This is a genomic window from Meiothermus ruber DSM 1279 (assembly GCF_000024425.1).
Taxonomy (GTDB): Bacteria; Deinococcota; Deinococci; order Deinococcales; family Thermaceae; genus Meiothermus; species Meiothermus ruber.
Genome location: NC_013946.1, coordinates 609,083 through 631,328, shown reverse-complemented (window position 1 = coordinate 631,328; position 22,246 = coordinate 609,083). Strand labels below are relative to the sequence as shown.

Here is a 22,246-nt window from a genome sequence, read left to right as displayed (position 1 = left end):
CTACTGGCCCATTTATGTGGTAGGTGGTTTCTACTATTAGCGCCGTTCGTAGGACATCACCTTAAAGGAGGCAATAACGGTGTCCTCAGGGATTCGGGCTGCCACCGGGATGTTGCCCATGGTAGGAATATACGTCACTTCAGCTTGTTGACCCGCGTTACACTGATTGCCACCTGCACTGGTAGTGCAAAACTCGTTGGATACCACGGTACCCAGTGTGCGCTGGCCTTGCTGGGTACGGAAGCGATTACCAGCATAAAAGATCCCCATGGCGTTATTGGTAAGCTGCTCGATGTTGTTCTGAGCCAGCAACCCCAGTACCTGATCGGGAAAGGTGGCCGAGCTGGCATCGGGCAGCAAGTCACCCTGGATGTAGATGCTGCCCCCTTCCACAAATATTGAGGCGTTGCGCTCGGTAGGGTCGGCAAAGTTAAAAGCGCGGTAGTTAATCGCATTACTGAACCTCACGTCGATGCCACTGGTATGCAAAGTTCCATAAATCTCCAGCATACCCGGATTACCGCTTACGTAGCGGAAACCACCTGTCTTGCCATTTAGGGTATAACGGCAGTCCACACTGCTACCGCCAAAACGTAGCTCGCCTCCATTCAGGAGATTGCCCAGCAGGCATGATAGTGGGCTGGTTGGAATAGCACCTACAGGGAAAAGAACCGCACTGCTGGTGATGCGAAGGCCGCCGGTAGCTGCCTCGTCCCGCACACAGGCCGCCCAGGTTCGGCTGGGATCGCTGGTACAGGGGGTGGTGTTAAACTCGGGGAAGCGAGGGGCCAGGGGCGGAGGAAGATCAAAGGCCCCACGATCATCGGTGCAGATACCTCGGTTATTAGCACATACATCAGAGGTATTGCCGTAAATGTCGTTTACTGAATCCCCTACATAGGCACCTAGAAGCTTATTGTTTGGTGTTCCATAGCTCGAGCTTCCGCTGACCTCTACCCGACCATACTGCACCCGTAACGTCGCACACAGGTTAGAGAGGCTGCGCATATCGCTGTTAAGACGGTTGCTCAAAACCGCATCGGAGCTATAGTTGTACTCGTTGAGCATTGCAAAATTGCCGGTAGAGCCAATTACCTCTTTGTCGGGATTTCCAGGGTCGCCCTGCACATACAACCCGCCCCTAACGATGGCGCCCCCATTAAGGTGCTTATTGGAAGCCCCACGTCCGCTAAAGATGGCATAGTTCCAGGGGCCGGTGTTGGAAAGGTCGAAGGTGGCCTGGGCGATGGCCTGGGAGCCGCCATAGCGACCCACCGAACGCACCAGCATGAAGCGTGGGCGGGTGGGGTCTTGCGCGATCGTAATGGTGTAGGTGCCGACACCAGCACCCATCGGAACAGTTCCGGTGCGGGTAGCAGGCAGGGTTTCGTTGCTTTCGATGGTTCCGTTACGGTTCCAGTCCACCCCGCCCGCCAGCACATTGCCGCACTCGCTGCGGGTGGGGGTGCGGCTTCCTGCCGCGCGATCGATCGTCTGGTAGAGCTGCCAGCGGTAGGCCTGGAAAAGAAGGGTCTTCCATTGCTGCAGACCGGTCTCGGCCACGTAATAGGCTTCGGTTGCCCCGCGATCGTTGCGGGCGCTCCACTGGCTGATCATGGTGGTAATCGAGGTAGCAAAAGCCAGCAAGGCAACTGCTACCAGGATAGCCAACGTGACGACTAGGGCAATTCCTCGAGGTTGTCTCATCACAGCACCTCGTCGGTTTTCAGGTTGCGAATCGGCACCCGCTGGGCGATGGTGTAGGCATAGGTTCCCTGGGGCGAAGTAGCCGTAACGGTGACCAGCGCAGCCCGCACAAACCGTTCGGTGGGATTGGTCACCACCGTGCATCCGCTGGGCAGGCCCACCTCGGTAGCTGCGGAGTCGCCGCAAACATAGCGAATGTTGAGCTGGGTAATGTTAGGAGCAAGTTCGCGGTAACTACTGGCAGCTATCAAACCGGTAGGGGCCTGGCTGCAAGGCACATCGGCCCGCAGAAGCGTGGTTCCATCGAAGGTATAACCCACCGAGCGGCGCTCCTGGCCACTGGGGTAAAGGCTGGTGTGGTAGCGGGTAACGAAGGTATCGCGCTCGCTGTGGTCGGTGCCGGAAAGACAGGGGGTTCCGGGCGCACAGGAGACCCAGTTGGCTTCATCGAAGCGCACCTCGTTGTTGCGAACGTAACGGCTCGAGCCCGCCAGAATCAAGTCCTGGCTCACCATCTGTAACACCAGACGGGCCCGGTCTTGCACTTCGTCGCGCTCCTGAATGATGCGGGTATCCTGCGACTGGCTGACCAGGAAGCGCGTAGCGATGGTCAAAACCCCGGTGAAAATAGCCAGAACCACCAGCAGCTCGAGGATTGTAAAACCATGGATACGCATAGCCAACTCCTAGTTGGGCCTGGGACAGGGCTCGAGGCTACCCACCCCGATAGCAGCCGTACGGGAAGCAAAGCCGTCGTAGCACGAAACTTTTGTCGCCAGGTTGATGGTGATGCCCTGGCTGGTCGCTGACGATTGGATTAGGATTTGTCCTTCACCATCCAGACCTTCATCAATTCCGCTGTTGATGAGGAAGCCGGAGCCATAGCAGCCGGTTTCACTACCGGTGGGGCAGCCGTTGTAGTAACGGGTGAAGTTGGCCAACACTACCCCTACCTGGTTTTCCAGAATTTGCGTGGCAGTATCTTTGACCTGGCTCACCACCCCTGCCCTGGCGGTAGCGCGGTAGTTGGTAACCTGCGAGAACACCAACACCCCAAAGGCCACACCCAGCACGGCCAGGGCTATCAGGAGTTCTACCAAGGTGATTCCTCTGTTTTGCATGGCTGCTCCTATGGACAGGCCGTCCGAATCTGGGCACGGCCCTGTTGATTGATGTTGACAAAGCGGCTATAGGAGCCGATGGATAACTCTACGGTTCGGCTGGTAGCGAGTTGGTACACCCCACGGGCATCGAAAACGATCTCGGCACTGGCCGCCGCTGCCGCATCGGCAACCGTGCACTGACGCAGCCTGCCTACAATTCGGGCGTACTCGCCAGCTCCAAACTGGATACGGTTGATCACGGGGTCGCTGCTATCCAAGCCATTTTGGTCGACATCGGCCATTATTTGATAGAAGTTGGCCCCAGAGCTAAAATCGAAGCGAATTCCCACCGGGACGTTTCGCCGAAGGGCCTCGAGGCGGGCACGGGTTACGTCGGCGCTTAAAATCTGGGCAGCCTGATTGACCCGGATCCTGTCCGAGCTAAACCATCCTCCTCCAAGCACCATCAGGATGCCCAGAATCGAGACAACTAATATCAACTCAATTACGCTCAGCCCGGTCGCCTTTTTCACGAAGTCCCCTTTTTTGAGTCACAGTAGATTCCTTGCTCATCAAGGCCCCGCTAATCGCCTGTGCACAACTTACTGCTCCGGCGGTTTTGCAGAAGTGATACATAACCCAAAAAAAATCCGTCTACAACGGCAAAAGTAACGCGTGCATTAACATCAAACAAGGCCAAAACATCGAACCTTTACAGCCAATTGACCCCCAGGAAATTAACAACCACCCCCCCATTTGGGGGGTGTCTATTCAGGGCCTTAGGCACTGCAGGGCGTTTGACAAAATAACCCACAAACCCGCTACGCTAAACCCCATGACCTACGGCGACTGGGCCTTGCTACAGGATCGACGGGGCCGTGTCTATTTGTTTCGATTGCAACCGGGGGGTATATTCAACTACCATCGGGGCTCCATCCGCCATGAGGCCATCATCCAGGCCGGGGCCGGTCGGTTTATCGCCACCCCCCAGGGTGAACGCTTCAGCATCCACCGCCCCACCCTGGAAGACTACGTGCTCCAGATGCCCCGCGAGGCCACCCCCACTTACCCCAAAGACGCCGCCACCATCTGCTTTCTGCTCGACCTGGCCCCTGGCATGCGGGTGCTGGAGGCAGGCGCGGGCTCGGGCGGCCTGACCCTGTACCTGGCGCGAGCGGTGGGGCCCACCGGCCAGGTCTGGAGCTACGAATCCCGCCTCCGGCACCTCGAGCGGGCCAGACGCAACCTGGGCGAATATGAGGATTGGGGCAACGTTACCTTTGTGCAGGGCGACTTGGCCCAGGCCGAGTTACCACCCAGCTCCTTTGACGGCGTTGCCCTGGATTTGATGGAACCCTGGTCAGTGCTGCATAGCATTGTACCCGCGCTCAAAATAGACCGCTTCCTGGTCTGCTATCTGCCCAACCTGACCCAGGTAGTTACGCTGCTCGAGCAGATCAAAACCCTGCAACTGCCGTTTTTACACGAGCGCACCCTGGAGGTGCAGCACCGGGAGTGGGACATTCGCCCCCCCATCGCCCATCCCAAGTTTCAGCAGGTGGGGCATACGGCGTTTTTGGTGCAGCTCAGGCGGATCGAGCACACCCAGCAAAACACGTTGCTCGAGGTCAGGTAACCAACCAAGTCTGGGCAAAAACAAATATCCCACCCCCCACCCGCGATAGAATCTATGTGAATCAGCTATGCGAATTTTATTGGTTGAAGACAATGCTGATCTAGCAGGGCCGCTGCTAGCCTTGCTACAGCGGGAACGATACGAGGTGGAATGGGCCGACAACCTGTCCCAGGCCCAGGCGTTGGTGGACAAGCTCGAGCCCGATCTAATAGCCCTGGATGTGATGCTGCCGGAAGGAGAAGATACGGGCTTTCGTTTAGCCCGGCAACTTCGCAGAGATGGGTTTGGAGGGGCTATCCTGTTTCTAACCGCACGCGATACCGTGGAGGATCGGGTGCTAGGACTGGATTTGGGTGGAGACGACTACCTGGTAAAGCCTTTCTCCCTAGAAGAGCTTTTGGCACGCATCCGAGCGTTGCTGCGAAGAGGCAGCACCTTGCGCCAAAATGTCCTCGAGCGGGGCCCCCTACGCATAGAGTTTGCCAGCCGTAAGGTGTGCTGGAACCAACAACCCGTCTCACTTTCAGACAAAGAATTTGTATTGCTCGAGCGCCTAGCCCTGCACCCCGAGAGGGTTTTTGGAGTGGACGAGTTGATCAGCAAGGTATTCCCTAACACCAAGTCGGGCCACCGCATCCTGCGGGTCTATGTGCATCGCCTGAGGGAAAAGCTAGGGGATAGCGTAATCGCCACCCAGCCAGGGGGATATACATTGGGGGTCTAAGCAAGTGCCGCCAAGCAAAGCCGTACAAGCTCTGCACATTTTACTGTCCAGGCCCAAAGGACGGCTGTTGGGTGGGTTTCGCAGTCGCTTGCTGTTGGGTCTGTCGTCTGTGGTGGTGCTGACAGCCTTGCTGGTGGGGGTACTGGGTTTTCTGCAGTTTCAAAGCACCTTAAGCCAGGAAGCCTGGCAAGATCTCATTTCTGCAACCAATATTGTAGAGCAGGCTTTACTAATTACACCCGAACAGGTTTTGCTCAACCCGGATCGCCTTCCCCGGCTGGCCGAGCTGGGCAACAGCCGCTTCCGGGTGATAAGAACAGAGCAGGTGTTTTTAGAAATCGGCGGGCGCTACCCAACCCAAAGCACTGGCTGGATCAAAACTGAGCGGCCGCTGGAATATGGGTTTGTCCTGCAAGCCGCGCTCGAGACACACAGCCAAAGCGAAGCCCTGCGGACTTTCTGGCAAACCGAACTGCTGGCACTGCCCATCTCGCTGCTGCTAGCGCTGGTCGTGGCCTACCTGCTTTTTGGCTACCTGATGCACCCGGTGCGACATCTAACCGAAGCCACCCATGCCATCGCCCAGCAACGCTTCCCCAAACCAATTCCCGTGCCACCCGGCCAAGATGAGCTTTCTGATCTGGCCGAGAGTTTCAATCGAATGACCCAGGCGGTGGAAGGGTTTTTAGAACGGGAGCGCAATTTTTCACGCTACGCCTCACACGAGTTGCGCACCCCTTTAGCAACCTTGCGGGCACAAATTGAGGCCCTGGAGCAAGGACTGCTCACCCCCCAGGAATCCTTACCAGCCATCAAAAGAAGCCTCGAGCGCCTGGAGCATCTGCTGGCGGCCCTGCTGGCCTTAACCCGCATCCCTCACAAAAATCCCGAGCCGGTTGAAGTAGGGGCTGTGCTACACGCGGTGGTGCAAAATCTACTTTTAAAAGAGCAGCAACGTATTACCTTAAAGGGTAACTTGGGAGCTCAGGTGCTGGGTTATGAAGAATTGCTGCAGCAAGCTTTGAGCAACCTGGTAAACAATGCCCTCAAGTTCAGCCAGGGGCAGGTGGAGGTCGAGGTGAGGCAGGGGGCGGTGATCCAAATCCACATTCGCGACCGGGGGCCGGGGGTGCCCGAAAAAGACATACCCCGCCTGGGCACCCCTTTCCTACGTGTACAGCCCAAAGTAGATGGGATGGGGCTGGGACTGGCTCTGGTTCGGCACATCGCCTCTGTGATGGGAGGGGAGCTCGAGTTTAGCAACCGCCCTGGGGGTGGCCTCGAGGCTATCTTGAGCCTGCCCAGCCTCGAGGTGAGCCATGCTTAGTATCCGCAGCGCGCTCTTACTATGGATTGCCCTTGCCTTGGCCATGCCCTCCGGCTTGGCTGCCCAGGTCAAAGCCAGCAGTCAGCCCGACCTTGTGCCCGATACTCAAGTTATTGTTCAGCGTGGCGGCGGCAACGGGAATGGCGCTGGAAACAATGGCAACGGCAACAGCGGTAATGGCAATAGCGGTGGCAACAACGGCAACAGTGGTGGAAACAACAGCAATAGCGGCGGGAATAACAACACCGGGGGCAGCAACGCTGCCGGAAACGGCAACAGCAACGCGGCTGGGAACAACCCGAACCCCAGCTCCAACCCCTCGAGCACCCGCCAACCCCGCAGCTACATGGGCCAGGTAACGGTCAGTGCTGGCGGCCTGGTTATTTCAGGGAGCGTGCGCATCCAAAGCAATTCGCCCTGGTTAAGCCTGGCAGTGCCGGGTATGTGGCTCGAGGCCACCGGCGTCTGGGAAGACGATGTGTTTGTGGCTACCGATGTCAAGCTGCATAGCCCCGTACCCTGGGCTTTTTACCAGGGGCCAGGCAGCCTGATAGGGGCCAGCCAGTACCAGTTTGTGAGCGCATGGCTTACCAATAGCCGCAACGACCCTTTCCTGGCGCTTCGGGCTGCCAGTGAGCAGTCTCAGGTTCGGGTGGTGGCCTATTTCGATGGAAACAAGTTTCGGGCGCTTCCGAGCAGTTTTCCAGTACCCCCTGGACTCAAGCCTGGTTGGTACGAGTTGATGGGTACCGTTGGCTCCCAAGGGGTGGTCTGGTCTTCGAGCAAAGCCTTCCCATAGAGCATCAAAAAGGCCGCAACCTGGTGTTCCCTGAATTACCGGGCCGCTCGAGGCTTCACCAAAGGCCTATACTTGGCCAAGAGGTTGGATGGAAGGTTTGCAGATACACGCAGCACTGCGCACCCTGGCCCCCCAGCTACCCCGGCGCAGCCTGGGCTGGGCGTTCCCCGACGAGGGCACCGCCGCCCTGCTCCTGGAAGGGCTGGGCAATCTACTGTTGCGCTACCGCCCACCCCATCCCCTCCTGGCACTGGAGGCGGATCGTGTGGCGGGCGAGGCCAAAACCCCTTTTCAGCGCCTCCTCGAGGCCCGCTGCAAGGGGCGCTTGCTAAAAATTGAACAGCTCAAGCTCGACCGGGTGGTTTTTTTGGAGTTTGAAGGGGAAAAGGGCTTTGTGGATACCGCCCCCACCCGGCTGGTCTTTGAGCTCACGGGCCGCAACGCCAACCTGATGGTTTTGGACCTCGAGGGCCGGATTATCGGCATAGATCGCCCGGTTACGCCCGCCATCAACCGCTACCGCGAACTGCGGAGCGGGCTTTTCTACACCCCACCCCCGCCCTACCAGAAGCTCGACCCCCGCACCCTGCAGGAAGACGGGCTGAAGCCCTTTGTGGGCCAGCCCCTCGAGCAGCTCATCAAAAACCTGGACGGGGTGGGTAAAGCCCTGGGGGCCGAGCTCTGCCGGCGCGCACACCTACGCCCGCAAACCCCGCTCGAGCCCGCACACCTGCCACTTATCCACAAAGTTATCCACAGCCTGGTCGAGCAGCCCAGCCTGCAAACCGCCTCCCCCGATCTCCAGACCGCCTGGGCGCAGGAAGAAGCCGAGGCTCTGCGCAAACCCCTACGCGAGGCCCTCCAGCGGCAGCTCCGAACCTTGCAGGCCCGCCTGGGGGATGCCCACAACGCCCTGGAGCGCCTGGAAGAGGCCCAGCGCCTGCGGAACTGGGGCGACTTGCTGATGGCCTACGGCCACCAGCTTCCGCCGGGGCCCACGGCCAAACTGGAGGATTTTTCCGGCCAGATGGTGGAAATTCCCTTAGAAGCCGGGCTCTCCCCCATTCAGAACGCCAGCCGCTTCTATGCCCGGGCCAAGCGCCTCGAGGCCAACGCCGAGCGGGCTCTGGAGCAGATACCGGCCATGGAGGCCCAGATCGCCGGGCTCGAGCAGGAACTCGCCCAGCTCGAGCATCTCTCCCGTCAGGCGTTGCAGGCCCTGAAGCGCAAAACCCGCGAGAAAGGCCCCCAGCTAGGCCTGCGCCTCACCAGCCCCAGCGGCTTTGAGGTCTGGGTGGGGCGCAACAGCAAAGAAAACGACCTCCTGACCCGCATGGCCCACTCCGAAGACCTCTGGTTCCACGCCCAGGGCCTCCCCGGTTCGCACGTGATCCTGCGCACCCAGGGCCGCCCCGCACCCCTGCCCGACCTGCTCTACGCCGCACAGCTCGCCGCCCACCACTCCAAAGCCAGGGGCGAAAAAAACGTCCCGGTGGACTATACCGCCAAAAAACACGTCTGGCGCCCCCGCAAAGCGGCCCCTGGCCAGGTGTTGTATACCCAGGTTAAGACCCTGTTTGTGGATGCCAGGCTGCCCACGAGCTGAAGAAGCACCCCTATAGGCTAGCGGCCGCCTGCTGCTTCAGAAAGCGGTGAGGCCACCACTTCATCCTCGGCGCGCACCCGCAACCAACGCGCGGCCAGGGGTAGGGTGGTTCCCTGTACCAGCACCGAAAACAGCACCACGAAAAAGGTCACATTGAAGATCTTTTGCGCTGATTCGACCCCGGCCAGCAAGGGAAAGGTAGCCAGCACAATAGGAATGGCCCCCCGCAAGCCCACCCAGGCCACAAAGGCTTTCTCGTTGAGGGCAAAACGACGATGGGGCAGGCTCAGGAAAATTGCCAAGGGCCGGGCCACCAGCATCAGAAAGAGCGCCAGCAGAATGGCTCCTACAGCCACCCCAGGAAGCTGCGAAGGGAAGACCAGCAGCCCCAGGGTGAGGAACATTCCAATCTCCATGAGCCAGGTGTTGCCCTCATGAAAGGCCAGCAGGGCCGTTTTACGAGGAAAATCGCTGTTGCCCACCACCACCCCCGCCACATAAACAGCCACAAAACCGCTGCCACCCAGCACGGCGGTAAGAGAAAACACCAAAAGCATCAGGGTAACCGACAAAACCGCATACAGCCCATCGAAGCTCAGGCGGATGTTTCGCAAAATCCAGGCCACCGCCCACCCCAGGCCATAACCCAGTAGCAGGCCCAACAGCATCTGCTGGACGAACATCGGCAGAATCTGCCAGGCGCTCATCTCAGGGCGGGTAATCAGCGCGGTCAGGCCAACCGTCAGGAAAACCGCCATGGGGTCGTTGGTGCCGGATTCGAACTCCAGCAAAGGCCGCAAAGGCTTGCGCAGGCGCACCGCCCGCTCGCGCAGTACCCCAAACACCGCACTGGCATCGGTACTGGAAACTATGGCACCCAGCAAGAAGGCCTCGAGCCAGCCCAGGTCTAACACCCAGTGGGCAAACACGCCCGTTAGGAGCATGGTGAAGAACACACCCAAAGTAGCCAGCGACAGACCAGCCCCTAGCACGGGGCGCACGCTGTTCCAACGGGTGAAAAGGCCGCCCGAATAGAGGATGAAGATCAGGGCCAGCGTACCTACTAGCTGGGCAATGTAGTAGTTGTCAAACCAAATGCCCCCCGGCCCATCGCTCCCGGCCAGCATGCCGATCAGCAAAAACAAGAGCAGCCCTGGTATCCCCAGCCGCCCGCCCAGCTTGGTAGCCAGCACACTAAGCAGCAGCAAAGTGCCGACGATTAGCAGAAGTATCTCGGGTTTGGGCAAGTACACCTCCACTGCTCCCAGCGGCGGTGCCAGGAGTAGCAACGCTCCGGTGCTCAAAGCACCCTGGATTCAGTATGCAGCCAGGTAAGGCTCCAGCGCAGGGCCTCAGTGCCCAATTCGGGTGTGCAGGTCGCCGATGCCCTCGATGGCGACCTCCACGTGGTCGCCGGGCTTGAGCTCGCCCACCCCCTCGGGGGTGCCGGTCAGCACCACATCGCCGGGCTCGAGGGTCATGAAGCTGCTGATGTAGGAGAGAATTTTAGCCACCGAGAAGATCATCAGGCTGGTGTGGGCCTCCTGGCGCAGCTCGCCGTTGACGTAGGTGCGCAGGGTGGTGTTCTGGGGATCGAGCGAGGTCACCAGCCAGGGCCCCAGGGGGCAGAACTTGTCGGCGGACTTGGCCCGCACCCACTGCAGGTCGGTTTTTTGCTTGTCGCGGGCGGTGACGTCCAGGGCGCAGGTGTAGCCCAGCACGTGCTCGAGCGCCTCGCTCTCGGGTACGTTTTTCATGCGGCTTTCAATCACCACCGCCAGCTCCCCTTCGTAGTGCAGCAGGTTGGTGAAGCTGGGGTAGGGCACCACATCGCCCGAACGCTCGGGACGGGCCGGGTTGGCCGGGTGGGCCAGGGTGTTGGGGCCCTTCAGGAACAGACCCGGCTCCTTGGGCAGATCCCCCCCGAAGTCGTGGCCCATCTCGCGGATGTGGTCGAGGTAATTGCGCCCCACGCAGACAATCTTGGTGGGGGTGGCCGGGGCCAGCAGGGTCACGCCCCCCAGGTCAAAATGACGGCCCGTGGGGTTGCCCGCCGGGCCGTCGGTTTCGTGAATGGTCTCGCCTTCCAGTACCCCCCATTGACCTGCGTCGAACCGTACGAGCTTCATAGTGGCTCAAGTATACCGTTGCCCTAAGAGGCTTGCTGGCCCGCGACCGGGATTACACCATGCCCTGGCCGCAGGTGTTAGAGTCTAAACAGGTGATCTTGTGGCCGTCGGTGCCAACCCCACCTCGAGCAATCTACGAAAGGAGCTGGCATGAACGCACTCTTACTCTGGATTCTGGGCATTCTGGGCGTGCTTATTATGCTCTGGGGCCTCACCCGCCTACCGCGCGGTGGGCTGGCCTGGCTGGGCTTTGGTTTGGTGCTGGGCCTGGCTGGGCTGGGCGGGGCCTGGCTGCACCAGCAGTACGGCACAACCGTCTTCTGGGGGCTGGGCATCCTGGGGGTGCTGCTGCTGGTCTGGGCCCTGTTGAACCTCCGGAGCCGCCTGGCAGGTTGGAGCGCCGGTCTGGCCGTGCTGCTGGTGCTTACCGGCTTTGGCAGCATCGTACTGCTGAACAGCAGCAGCCCCAACCTGCTCACCTCGGGTACCATTCCCAACCCGCTCAACAACTTCCAAACCGACCCCGGCAGCGCGCCAGATGGCCCCACAACCAACCCCACGCCGCCGGCTGAGACCACCCCTGAACCAACCCCCACCCCGCCCGAGACCGATCCATCCCAGCCCGCAACCGAGCCTTCGCCGTCCCCTGCCGAGCCCGCCCCCACCGCGCCGGTTGCTTCAGGCAGTGTGCGCGAGGTTGATCCGGCCTGCCCCTGTCTCCTCAGCGTGCGGGTGAAAGCCCCCAACCCCACGGTGCGCATTCTGCAGGACGGCACCGAGGTTGCCAGCAGCAAGCTCGAGTACTCGAGCTTCTCGCTCGAGGCCGGCGACTACACCCTGCAGGTCGAAGCGCCCGGCTATCGCACCTTGAGCACGCTGATTAATGTGCCCAGAAACAAAAACCTGGAAGTAGAGCTGGCGCAGTAATTTGCTTGCACGTTACACTACACCACAGTATGGTGTAGATACTGTGGGTGAAGTGAGTACACTCTGGCAGGTTCACCTCGAGACCCTTCGGCCTCATCTGAGTGGGCGCGACCACCGCGGCAAAAAAGGCAGTTTACGCTGGCTGGAAGCCGCCGTGGCCGAGCGTGGTGGAAGGGCTGGAACGGTACGCAACATTTTGTACAAAGATCTGGGTAGTCCCGAAGAAAAACTGCGGCTATTCGAGGTCATCTGCGATCTGTACACCGAATCGGGGCTGGAGGCCCCTCCACTGCCCTCGGAGCTGGCCCTCGAGTCGGCCCGGCGGGCTTTGGGGCGCGACAAGCGCCGGCTGTTTCGCCGCTTTGTGCGGGCCCTGGAGCAGGGCGAAAAACCCCAGATGGTGGTGGTGGGGGGCGCGGCCACCGGCAAGGGCGTGCTGCTGGCCGCAGTGGAGCGGGCCGTGCCGGGCTGCCTGATGGTCAACCTGGGGGGTGAGCTGGCCCAGCACCTCCACCCCCTGGCCGAAAAACTGGGGCTGGAGCTCGAGGGCATCCTCTCACAGCTCTCCCCCACCCAGCCCTACGCCCTGCAGGCCGCCCTGCAGGATGAGCTTCGCAACGAGCTGGCCGGTGCCCTCAACGCCTGCGGGAAACCCCTGCTCTTGCGGGCCGAAAAAGAGGGGCAGATCGGCGGCCTGAGCCTGCGCGATACCCAGGGCAACCCGGTGGGGCTGGCGGCCTGGATCGAGCCGCTGCTGCGCCGGCTCACCATTCCTTTTCTGGCCGGGCTCTCCGAACCCCCACCCAACCTGGCCTGGCACCCGCTCTCGGCCCCCAGCCGGGCCGAGGCCCGCCGCTACGTGAAAGACCGCCTGCCCGATCTACCGCCCGAGCGCGTAGAGGCCCTGGTCAACCAGGCCGGGCGCAACTTTGCCGAGCTATCGCGGCTGGTGTTACTGGAGGCCGCCCAGACCCAGGACAGCCCCTCCGCCTACAACCTGGCCCAGGACACCGCCCTGCGCCCCATCCTGTACGCACTGGCCGTTCTATCGCCCGAGGCCGACCCTGGCATCCCGGTTCCCCTGCTGGAAAAGGCCATCGGTAAAGGCCTCGAGCACCTCTCCCAGGCCGAGCGGGCACTGCTGGCCCCCATGGGCGAGGGCAAGGTACGCCCGGCCCTGCGCAGTCTGCTACCCGAGGTACCAGAAAAAGAAGCCCGCCGGCTGCATACCCTGGCCCTGGATTTTTTTAGGAGTGACCTGTTCCGTCAATTGCACCACGCGCGCGGCGCCCAGCGGCTGGATAAGCTGCTCGAGCTGCTCTCACAAGACCCCAGCCGGCTCGCGCTGCTGCCCACCCTCTGGGTTGAGTCACAGTCCTGGCCCACCCTCGAGCGGGAAAGGCTGGCCATGGCGGTGGTGCGCTACCGGGCCGTGCTGGGCCAGTACGCCCACCCCGAGGCCCTGGAGGCCCTCGAGCTGCTCTTTCACTCCACCGACCCCGCGGTGCAGGCCTGGGCCCGGGTCAAGGCCGCCGAAGCCCGGGTAGACGCCGGCGATTTTCCCGCCGCCCTACAGCTGCTGCCCTCGCCCGAGACCCTTTCGGGCGAGATTGGGGCCGAGGGGCTTCTGGTCTGGGCCGCTGTGGAACGCTGGCAGGGCGACTACGCCCAGGCCGAAGCCTACGTCCAGCAGGCCCTCTCCCTGCCCATTCAGCCCTTTCTGGCCGACCGGGTGCGGCTGTGGCAGGGCCTGGTAGCCAAGGACGCGGGCCGTTTCGAGGAAGCCCTGGAAGCCCTGCGACAGGTCTCGCACGACCCCCTCTTAGTCGGGCGGGCCCGCTATCAGTCGGGCGACCTGCTCCTGCGCACCGGGCGGGTCTACGAGGCCGAGGCCCAGATGCGCCAGGGTCTGCAAGCCCTGGAAGCCTCGGGGGCGCCCCCCGAGGAGATAGCCCGGGTACGGGCTCGCTTTGGTACAGCCCTGCGTCGCATCGGCAACTTCGAAGAAGCCGAGCGCTACCTGTACCAGTCCATCCGCGAGGCCTCCGACGAGTTCATCCGAGCCCGGGCCATGAGCGAGGCCAGCGTGCTCGAGCTGGCTCGAGGCCGCCCCCTGGAAGCCCTGGCCCTCCTGGCCGAGGCCGAGGCCTACCTGCGCGAGGTGCGCGAGCGCCCCGAGGAAGCCCACTACCGCCACCGCCGCACCCTGTACCGCATTGCCGTGGCCTACTGGGTGCGAGCCAGCGGACTGCCTTACCTACCACCTTATGTGGGCGGTCAAAAAGCCCCCGAAAGCCTGAAAATCCTGCGCCAACTGCGCGAAGAGCTGCTCAGCAAAAAACTCCCCGGCGACCGCTACACTGCCTTGTCCATCGATGTGGCCCTGAAACTCTCCCTGCTGATGCCGGCCCCCAAGGCCGAGGCCATGATGCAGGGCTGCTTGCAGCAAAGCGACCCCTATTTCCAGGCCCAGGCCCGCCTGGGCTACGCCGAAACCCTAGCAAGGCAGGAAAAGTGGGCCGAGGCGCTGGCCCAGGTGGTGCAGATTGGCGATCTGCAAGACCCAGGGGTGCAGAGCTGGAAGCTGGGCCTGGAGACCCAGGCGCTGCTGGGGCTGGGGCAGGAAGAGGCTGCCTGGAAAAAGCTCCAGACCTGTGCGGGCCTCCCGGCCCCCTACCGCGCCCAACTGGGCCGGGTGCTGGGCAAAATCTGGCCCGCCGAAGCCCTGCGCACGCGGCTCAAAACCCGGTCACCCCTGGCCCTGGACGACTGCCTGGCCCTGCACCTGAGCCAGGCCAGCCCCGCTCAGTAAAGCTCGGCCAAAAAGCCCCGCAGGGCGGTGTTGAAGGCCTTGGGGTTCTCCAGGTTGCTCAGGTGCCCCGCCTCGGGCAGGATCAGCATCCGGCTATCGGGAATCTGGGCGGCCATCTGCCGGGCATCGGCGGGCGGGGTGAGGGTATCCTCCTCGCCCACCAGCACCAGGGCTGGAACCGAGATGCTGGAGAGCAGCGGCACCGAGTCGGGGCGCGCTGCCAGGGCCTCGAGGCTCCTCGCCACCCGGCTGGGATCGGCCTCGAGCTGGGCCTGCCGCACCCGGGCCACCAGCTCAGGGCGGCAGGCATGGGTGGTAACCCCCAGATGCCCCTTGAGGGTGGCCTCCGGGAAGAACTGCATCCCTTCCAGGCGGATGCGCTCGGCCTGCTCCAGGCGCGAACGGGCCGCCTCAGGGGTGTCCGGGGTGGCGCGGGTGTCGGCCAGCACCATCCCCGCGAAGCGCTCGGGCTCGAGGTTCCACAGCCTAAAGATCACGTAGCCGCCCATGGAAAGCCCCACGAACACCGCTTTCTGCCAGCCCAGGTTGTCCATCTCGACCAGCACGTGGGCAGCTGCGCTTTCCAGGCTCTCGAACCCCAGGATGTCGGGGCTCAGAACCGGATGCCCTTTGACGGCCTCGAGCTGCCCTGCCCACATGGCCGGGCTGTAGGGAAAGGCGTGTAGCAAGACCACAGGAACCGACATACCCCCAGCATAGCCTAAAAAAATAGGGTCAGGCTTCCCGCTCCAAAGCCCTCAGAGCCACCCGGTAAAGCGCCTCGATGTCGGTCTCGCCGCTATCGAGCTGCCAGTCATAGGCGGCTTTGAGCATCCGGCTAAAAACTTTCCCTGGCTTGTGACCCCGCTCAATTAGGTGCCGTCCCAGCAAAACCGGCTGCACCGGCACCGGCTGGGGCTCAAAAAACTTCCAGGACTCTTTGGATCGGCGCCCGGCCCCATCGGCTTCATACAGGGCTCTCAAGGCTGGCAGATGCGGGCCGGCCTGGGCCTGAAACTTGCGGATGGCCGCAGGGGTGGGCTTGGTAAAGACCGGCACCATGTGCAAAGCGGTGGTCACCACCAATTCGTCCCGCAGATGATTGGGCAGGCGCAGGTCGCGGGCGATGCGGGGTATCAGCCCGGCGCCCACCCGCTCGTGCCCATAGAAGCTATACCAGCCCTCGGGCCTCCAGCGCGCGGTATCTTTTTTGCCGATGTCGTGCAGCAGGGCGTGCCAGCGGTACGGCGGCGGCGCCCGATCCACCACCTGCAACACATGGGTCAGCACATCGCCCTCGGGGTGCCAGCGGGGGTTTTGCAAGAGCAGGTGGGTATCCTCGAACTCGGGAATCAGGCGTTGCAGGATTTCCAGGTCGTAGAGGTAGCGCAGAAAACGGCTGGGGGTGCCGTTCTGGAAGGCTTTGTCGAACTCCGCGGTCACCCGCTCGATGGCCACGTGCGAGAGCACCTCCGGGGCTGCTGCCCGCGCGGCTTGCAGGGTTCTTGGCTCAATCTCAAAGCCGTAGCGCGCCGCAAACCGGCCCGCCCGGATCACCCGCAGGTAGTCTTCCCGGAAGCGCTGGGCCGGGTCGCCCACCGCCCGCAAGACGCCGGCCTCGAGGTCCTGCTGCCCACCGTAGGGGTCGATCACCCGCCCGGCGGCATCCATGGCGATGGCCCCGATGGTGAAGTCGCGCCGGGCTAGGTCTTCCTCAATGCTTTGCCCCCAGGCCACCCTGGCCTTGCGTCCATAGGTCTCCACGTCGCGGCGGAAAGTGGTGACCTCGTAGGGGTGGTGGTCAATCAGGATGGTAACCGTGCCGTGCTCGAGGCCGGTGGGAATAGCCTCCAGGCCCTGGGCTTTAGCCAGGCGCATCACCACCTCCGGGGGCGCGGAGGTGGCAAAGTCCAGGTCTTCGGGCGTCTCACCTAGCAGAATGTCGCGCACCGCCCCGCCCACCAGGTAGAGATCGGGCAGGAAGGAAAGCTGTTGCAGAACTTGGCGGTAGTCCATCATGGCAGGCAGGCAACCAAAGTCTAGAGGTTAGCACTCGCAGCGCCAAATTCCTAGCGAGCGTTGGTTTGGACGAATCCACCTCGCCGGCTTATCGAAATTGCTAAGATCAAAGTTGGGGTGGTGTTGGGCCGGTAGTCCTGGTCAGCTAAGACCATTCCGCCAGCAGATCGTCTACCGGCATGGCCGGGAAAGACCCCCGCAGCCCGCCCAGCACGAAGGTCTCTTCTTCCAGCAGGCCCGGCCAGTCCAGCAGCACCTGAGAAAAGTTCTCCTCGGGCCCGGCCTGCGAAGCATGGGCCAGCACCGCCGCCCGGATGGTCGGAGCCAAGGGGCGCACGTCCACCCGCACCGCCAGCGAGCAGGGCGAAACCCCATAGCGCTCGGGGTCGAACCTGGTCTGGGCCACCCGCTCTTTGGTGCGTACCGGAAAAAAGAGGCGCTTGGGCGGTTCGGGCATCACATTGCCGGCCCGCCAGAAGGCCCCCAGGGTGGCCCGGTGAAGGTGGATGTGGTCGGCATGGCCGTAGTAGCCCTGCGGGTCGAACCCAATGACCACCTGGGGCTTTAGCTGGGCCATGTACCCCAGCAGGACATCCTCGATCTGCTGCAGATCCTGGTGCATGAAGCCCCTGGGGTTGGCCTGGGCGACCTCGAGCGGATACCCCGAGTCCTGGTAGCCCAGAAAGATGGGCGGGCGCAAACCCAGCACAGCGCAGGCGGCCTCGAGCTCCTTTTCACGCAGCTTACCCAAAGCCTCACCCTTGGGATACAGTGAAGCGTCAATGGCCGGATGGCGGATTCGGCCCTGCTCTCCGCGCGTGGCGCAGATCAGGTACACTTCGTGCCCCAAAGCCGCATACTTGGCTAAGGTTCCGGCGCAGAAAAACGACTCGTCGTCGGGGTGGGCAAAAACAGCCAATAAACGCATCGCTCCCAAGTTTACCCTCCATGAACAAAAAGAAGAAAGGCAGGCTCTTACTGCCCACCCTCGGTTTTCACTGCTCTCACTGCACCTTGACCTTGCGCAGCTCCAAGAGCCCCTTCACTTCACGCTTTTGATCTATTTCGTGGATCAAGCGCAGCATATACACCACCGCCGCCGCGTCCCAGGCCTGGGGCCTGCAAGAAGCCGGGTAGGGCACCGGCGGTTCCTCTTCGTGCTTGGGGTAGCCCCCTACCAGCTCCGGCAGGCGCCCGTCGGGCTGGCTCATGGCCAGGCGGAAGAGGGCCTCCATAGCCCGCAGGGCCTCTTCGTAAAAGCCGTAGCGCACCAGCCCCCCAATCAACAGCGCGTTGTCGTGCGGCCAGACCGAGCCGTTGTGGTACGAGAGCGGGTTGTAGCGCACCTCCCCCGCGCCCAGCGTGCGCACCCCCCAGCCGCTAAAAAGCGCCTCGGAGAAGAGGGTCTCGACCAGTTGGGGGGCCACCTCCTCCGGCACGATGCCGCTCCACAGCAGGTGGCCGGGGTTGGAGGTAAGGATGGCCATGGGTTTTTTCTGGCCGTCTAAGCCTGCCGCGTAGGTTTTTAATTCCGGCAGCCAGAACTTCTGATGAAAAAGGTCTCGGAGGGCCTGGGCTCGAGACTCCCATGCTTCGGCCTGACCGGTCTGGCCCAGCGCCCGGTAAAACGCCGCCGCCGACTGATAGGCCATATAGGCATAGCCCTGTACTTCGCAAACCGCAATAGCCCCCTGGGCCAGCGAGCCGTCGCGGTGGCTCTGGGAGTCGAAGGAGTCTTTCCAGGACTGCACCAGGTGGCCCTTCTGGGTGTTGGGGGCGTACTCCAGAAAGCCGTCCTGGTCGGGGTCGGCGTAGTCGGTCATCCAGGCCAGGGCCGCCTCCCAGTGGGGCTGTAAGCGGCGCACAAAGGCCATATCGCCGCTGTCTTTCCAGTAGCGGTGCAGCAGGATGACAAACAGCGGGGTGGCGTCCACAGTGCCGTAGTAGCGGGCAAAAGGCACCTGGCCGGTGCGCGAAAGCTCGCCTAAGCGCACCTCGTGGATGATTTTGCCAGGGGTCTCGTCCAGAAACGGGTTCACCTCCCGGCCCTGGTGCCTGGCGAGGTAGGTCAGCACCCCCTGGGTTACCTCGCTGGCCCAGGGCTGCATCATGTAGGCCGTCAGCAGGGAGTCGCGGCCAAAAGGGCAGACATACCAGGGAATCCCTGCCGCGGGAAACAACCCTTCGGGTAGGGAGAAGAGCAAGGCCCGCAGATCGGCGATAGCCTGCTCCAAAACCCGCTGGCTGTGCCCGCTTTCCAGGTGCAGGGGGAAGCGCTGCCGCCACGCCTCATAGCTGGGCAGGGGTGGGGTGTGGGGCTCGAAGGGGCTTTCGAAGCGGCCCTTCAGGTGCAGAAGGGCTTTTTGTTTGGGGGCCAGGTCGAAGCGCCAGGTGTACAGCGCGCCGCCCTCGAGCGCTGTTTCTTGAACGGGCGGGGGGTCGCAGGTGAGGCGGGTGGCCAGCCGCAGGCCGTCGGGGGCGGTGTACTCGAGGCCCTCCAGCCGCCGCTCCACCCTGTGCCAGCCCTTGGCCTCGAAAAGGTCGGCAAAGTCGGCCTGGGCCCGCAAGGTAATCTCCACGGCCTGGGCCTCTAGCGAGGTGTTCTCGAACTCCAACCGCTCCCAGAACCCACCCCGCTCCATCTGGAGTTCCCGCCGCACCCCCACCACCTGGTCGGGGCCCTTAATCCAGCTCCAGTGCTGCACCAACCGGTCGGGGCGGGGGCTTTGCGAGAGCAGCAGGCGAAAGCCCGGCAGCACCCAGGTGTAGCTCGAGAGGTAGCGGGTATCGTGCCGGTAAAAGCCCTGCTCCCCTGCTTCTACCAGGCCCTGGTCTGATAAAACTGCGTAAGTATCGTCTTCTTTGAGCGGAAGCATTAATAAACCTCATTTAGAACGCACAGTTCCACACCTTCGATTCTGGGCGTGAACTAGCGACAGGCATCGGCCTCATCCCTTGAGCGCGCTGGTGGAAACCCCTTCCACGAAGTAGCGCTGGAAGACCACGAACAAGATGATAATGGGAATCATGGAAAGAAAGGCGCTGGCCAGCATCAGGCCCCAGTCGCCCGCCACCCCATAAGCGCTGCGGAAGAAGGAAAGGCCCAGGGGCAGGGTGTAGCTGGCCTGCTGGCCCGAGAGCACCACCGCCGCCTTGAAGAACTCGTTCCACATGCCCTGGAAGGTCAGGATGGTCAGCGCCCCCAGCGCGGGCGCGGCCATGGGCAGGATGATGCGGAAAAAGGTGGTGACGGGGGTGGCGCCATCCATCAGGGCGGCCTCCTCGATCTCGCGGGGGATGGACTCGAAGAACTGCTTCATGATGAACACCGCCCCGGCCCCCACCGCGCTCCAGACAATCATGCCCCACAGGCTCCCCAGCAGGCCCAGGTCGCGCAGCACCAGGTAGTTGGAGATGAAGGTGGCCTGGCTGGGCACGGTCATGGTAAAAACGATGAAGGCGAACAGGTAGTTTTTGCCCGGCAGGTACATGCGGGCCAGGGCATAACCCCCCAGCGAGGCAAAGAGCAGGGTGGTGAGCACCACCACCAGGCTCACAAAAAAGGTATTGGCCGTCCAGCGCAAAAAGAAGCTGGCCCCGGTGTTGGGGTCGCGGGCCTCGTTGAAGACCCGCACATAGTTGCGGAAAACGTAGCCAAAGAAGCCGGGGGTCACGCTATCCCAGCTCGCCACCCGTCCGCGGCGCTCGAGGCGGTTGGGGTCGAGGGTGGCCGCGTAGTACTGCTGGCCCCTGGGGGCCTCCACATCCAGGGGCAGGCGGGGAACGGTCGGTTGATTGGCCGTGGCATCGCCCTTGGGATAGCGGATGGTGAAGGCGTAGGTCACAACCTGACCCGGCTGACCGCCCACCACCGCCGGACGGCGGCTCACCTCCTGTACCTCGGAAACCTGGGCGTACGGGGCCGCCTGCACCTCGTCGAAGATGGCCCCCAGGCCGGCCCCGGCCCGCCGGGTGGGCACCGTGACGGTAGGGGGCTCGGGCTCCTGGCCCTCCTCCACAAAATAGCTGATCTGGAAGGGAATCTCAGCGCCCGGTGCAAACCCTCCCGTCCAGGGGTTGCCCGCGCCCAACTGCCCCAGCCGCCAGGCCGCCGCCCAGTTCTTGGGCTGGGTCTGGGCAAAGCTATAGCGGAAGGGCCACTCGAGGGGGTTGTCCTTCAGGCTACCTAGAAACGCCACGTAAAAGGGTCCAATGAAGAAAACCGCCAGCGCCAGCATGGTGCCATACACCCAGCCCGCCCGCGCCCAACGCTGGCGGGCCAGGTGGCGCTCGTCCAGTTTGCGCACCGGTCGGATCGCTTGTGTCGCCATCCCGCACCCCCTAATGGGCCTTCTCCGAGATGCCCAGCGCCCGTTGCAAGAGCACAATGGCGAAGGTCAGCCCGGCCAGAATCAGGGCCGCCGCCGAGGCCAGGCCCACCTGGCCCTCCCCACTAAACACGTTGTTGTAGACGTAATAGGCCAGCACGATAATCGAGTCCAGCGGGGCCGCGTCGCCCATCAGGGCCACCTGGTCGAACATCTGCAAGGTGCCAATGAGCGACAAAGTAATCACCAAAAAAGTCACCGGGCGCAGCATGGGCACGGTCACGCTAAAGAACTGCTGCACGGGCGAGGCCCCGTCAATGGAGGCTGCCTCGTAAAGGCTTTTGGGAATGTCCTGCAAACCTGCCAGGAAGATCAACATCAGGGTGGGAATGGTGGTGAAGGTGTTGAGGATAACGATGCTCCAAAGCGGGATGGGAATCCCCAGAAAGCGGTCGGGGTTGGTGAGCCAGGTGAACTCGGGGGGACGGGCCTCGAGGGGCCGCACCACCCCCAGCCCCACCAGCCCCCAGGTGAGGGCCAGCGCCACCACCAGCGAGATGGTGGCCAGGGCCGGGTCGAGCCAGGGCACCGGCACCCCCCGCCAGCGTTCCCAGCCCACCTGCACCGCCTGGGCCAGCACAAAAAGGCCCCCAAAGACCAGGAGCACCGGGGCCACCGAGCCAATGTACCCAATAAAGGTGTTCAGGAAACCGGTTTTCTGGAAAAACCAGATGGCAATTACCGTTACGGCAGCCGAGGAGAGCACGCTGGGGATGTAGTAAACCGTGCGGAAAAAGGTAATCCCGCGCAGCCGCTGGTTAAGCACCGCCGCCAGAACCAAAGCCAGAAAGGTTTGCAGGGTGGTGACCACCAGCATGAAGCTGATGGAGTGGGTAAAAGCGGCCAGAAAGCGCGGCTCGCGAAAGAGCTCTACAAAATTCGCGAAGCCCACAAACCGGCTCGACTGCCCAATCAGGGTGGCGTCGGTAAAGCTAAAGCCCACCGTGCGGACAAAGGCGAAGACGAAGAAAATTCCCAGGTGAATCAGAAACGGGGCCAGAAACAGCAGCGCATACAGCGCTTCGGTTCGTCGCGAACGAAGCATGCACACCCCCTAAGGGCTGGAGCA

Annotated in this window: 19 protein-coding genes; 7 read left to right on the top strand and 12 right to left on the bottom strand. The window is 62.4% G+C overall.

The features are described 5' to 3' along the window. Positions 1-36: 36 nt before the first annotated feature. From MRUB_RS03290 to MRUB_RS03275, 4 genes are read right to left on the bottom strand one after another with little or no spacing between them, the layout of a single operon-like run. Positions 37-1,707, bottom strand: a complete 1,671-nt coding sequence (locus MRUB_RS03290) for a pilus assembly PilX family protein (RefSeq protein WP_013012935.1) — start codon at positions 1,705-1,707, stop codon at positions 37-39. Continuing rightward, on the bottom strand, positions 1,707-2,384 hold the full coding sequence (locus tag MRUB_RS03285; RefSeq protein WP_013012934.1) for a prepilin-type N-terminal cleavage/methylation domain-containing protein: 678 nt from the start codon (positions 2,382-2,384) through the stop codon (positions 1,707-1,709). Before MRUB_RS03285 ends, MRUB_RS03290 begins: the two co-directional genes overlap by 1 nt. A 9-nt stretch (positions 2,385-2,393) precedes the next feature. After that, positions 2,394-2,828 carry a type II secretion system protein gene (locus MRUB_RS03280; protein ID WP_013012933.1) on the bottom strand — a complete coding sequence of 145 codons (435 nt, stop codon included), beginning with the start codon at positions 2,826-2,828 and terminating at the stop codon, positions 2,394-2,396. A gap of 8 nt (positions 2,829-2,836) precedes the next feature. Beyond that, positions 2,837-3,343 carry a GspH/FimT family pseudopilin gene (locus MRUB_RS03275; RefSeq protein ID WP_013012932.1) on the bottom strand — a complete coding sequence of 169 codons (507 nt, stop codon included), beginning with the start codon at positions 3,341-3,343 and terminating at the stop codon, positions 2,837-2,839. A gap of 302 nt (positions 3,344-3,645) precedes the next feature. Here MRUB_RS03275 and MRUB_RS03270 point away from each other — a divergent pair, with 302 nt between their 5' ends. The 5 genes from MRUB_RS03270 to MRUB_RS03250 all read left to right on the top strand — a co-directional run bounded on the left by MRUB_RS03270 (position 3,646) and on the right by MRUB_RS03250 (position 8,902). Then, positions 3,646-4,446, top strand: a complete 801-nt coding sequence (locus tag MRUB_RS03270) for a tRNA (adenine-N1)-methyltransferase (RefSeq protein WP_013012931.1) — start codon at positions 3,646-3,648, stop codon at positions 4,444-4,446. A 67-nt stretch (positions 4,447-4,513) separates the two neighbouring features. Further along, positions 4,514-5,170 carry a response regulator transcription factor gene (locus MRUB_RS03265; protein WP_013012930.1) on the top strand — a complete coding sequence of 219 codons (657 nt, stop codon included), beginning with the start codon at positions 4,514-4,516 and terminating at the stop codon, positions 5,168-5,170. A 109-nt stretch (positions 5,171-5,279) separates the two neighbouring features. Then, the gene (locus MRUB_RS03260; RefSeq protein ID WP_015586399.1) at positions 5,280-6,497 is read left to right on the top strand and encodes a sensor histidine kinase; all 1,218 of its coding nucleotides are present in this window, start codon (positions 5,280-5,282) and stop codon (positions 6,495-6,497) included. After that, a complete protein-coding gene (locus tag MRUB_RS03255) occupies positions 6,490-7,296 on the top strand; it encodes a hypothetical protein (protein WP_013012928.1) in 807 nt (268 codons plus the stop codon). Before MRUB_RS03260 ends, MRUB_RS03255 begins: the two co-directional genes overlap by 8 nt. 88 nt (positions 7,297-7,384) lie before the next feature. Continuing rightward, positions 7,385-8,902 (top strand): Rqc2 family fibronectin-binding protein, encoded by a 1,518-nt coding sequence (locus MRUB_RS03250; RefSeq protein WP_013012927.1) that lies wholly within the window; start codon positions 7,385-7,387, stop codon positions 8,900-8,902. Between the two features lie 17 nt (positions 8,903-8,919). On the opposite strand, the gene MRUB_RS03245 is transcribed toward MRUB_RS03250, so the two are convergent. Together MRUB_RS03245 and MRUB_RS03240 are read right to left on the bottom strand one after the other, a co-directional pair. Then, positions 8,920-10,155, bottom strand: coding sequence for a potassium/proton antiporter (locus MRUB_RS03245; protein ID WP_013012926.1), 1,236 nt, complete (start codon positions 10,153-10,155; stop codon positions 8,920-8,922). A 99-nt stretch (positions 10,156-10,254) separates the two neighbouring features. Continuing rightward, the gene (locus tag MRUB_RS03240) at positions 10,255-11,031 is read right to left on the bottom strand and encodes a fumarylacetoacetate hydrolase family protein (RefSeq protein ID WP_013012925.1); all 777 of its coding nucleotides are present in this window, start codon (positions 11,029-11,031) and stop codon (positions 10,255-10,257) included. A gap of 150 nt (positions 11,032-11,181) precedes the next feature. Here MRUB_RS03240 and MRUB_RS03235 point away from each other — a divergent pair, with 150 nt between their 5' ends. Beyond that, positions 11,182-11,958 carry a PEGA domain-containing protein gene (locus MRUB_RS03235; RefSeq protein ID WP_013012924.1) on the top strand — a complete coding sequence of 259 codons (777 nt, stop codon included), beginning with the start codon at positions 11,182-11,184 and terminating at the stop codon, positions 11,956-11,958. Between the two features lie 43 nt (positions 11,959-12,001). After that, on the top strand, positions 12,002-14,770 hold the full coding sequence (locus tag MRUB_RS03230; RefSeq protein WP_013012923.1) for a tetratricopeptide repeat protein: 2,769 nt from the start codon (positions 12,002-12,004) through the stop codon (positions 14,768-14,770). On the opposite strand, the gene MRUB_RS03225 is transcribed toward MRUB_RS03230, so the two are convergent. The 6 genes from MRUB_RS03225 to MRUB_RS03200 all read right to left on the bottom strand — a co-directional run bounded on the left by MRUB_RS03225 (position 14,764) and on the right by MRUB_RS03200 (position 22,222). Beyond that, entirely contained in the window at positions 14,764-15,477 is a 714-nt protein-coding gene (locus MRUB_RS03225; RefSeq protein ID WP_013012922.1) for an alpha/beta fold hydrolase, read from the bottom strand. The two genes, MRUB_RS03230 and MRUB_RS03225, sit on opposite strands and share 7 nt — an antisense overlap. A gap of 28 nt (positions 15,478-15,505) precedes the next feature. Next, the gene (locus MRUB_RS03220) at positions 15,506-16,789 is read right to left on the bottom strand and encodes a CCA tRNA nucleotidyltransferase (protein ID WP_013012921.1); all 1,284 of its coding nucleotides are present in this window, start codon (positions 16,787-16,789) and stop codon (positions 15,506-15,508) included. Positions 16,790-16,934: 145 nt separating this feature from the next. Then, complete coding sequence (locus MRUB_RS03215) at positions 16,935-17,717, bottom strand: PIG-L deacetylase family protein (protein ID WP_013012920.1); 783 nt, start codon at positions 17,715-17,717, stop codon at positions 16,935-16,937. 76 nt (positions 17,718-17,793) lie between these two features. Continuing rightward, on the bottom strand, positions 17,794-19,665 hold the full coding sequence (locus MRUB_RS03210; RefSeq protein WP_013012919.1) for an amylo-alpha-1,6-glucosidase: 1,872 nt from the start codon (positions 19,663-19,665) through the stop codon (positions 17,794-17,796). Between the two features lie 72 nt (positions 19,666-19,737). Then, entirely contained in the window at positions 19,738-21,120 is a 1,383-nt protein-coding gene (locus tag MRUB_RS03205; RefSeq protein WP_013012918.1) for a carbohydrate ABC transporter permease, read from the bottom strand. A 10-nt stretch (positions 21,121-21,130) separates the two neighbouring features. Further along, positions 21,131-22,222: a carbohydrate ABC transporter permease gene (locus MRUB_RS03200; RefSeq protein WP_013012917.1), complete on the bottom strand. Its 1,092-nt coding sequence runs from the start codon at positions 22,220-22,222 to the stop codon at positions 21,131-21,133. Positions 22,223-22,246: the final 24 nt, after the last annotated feature.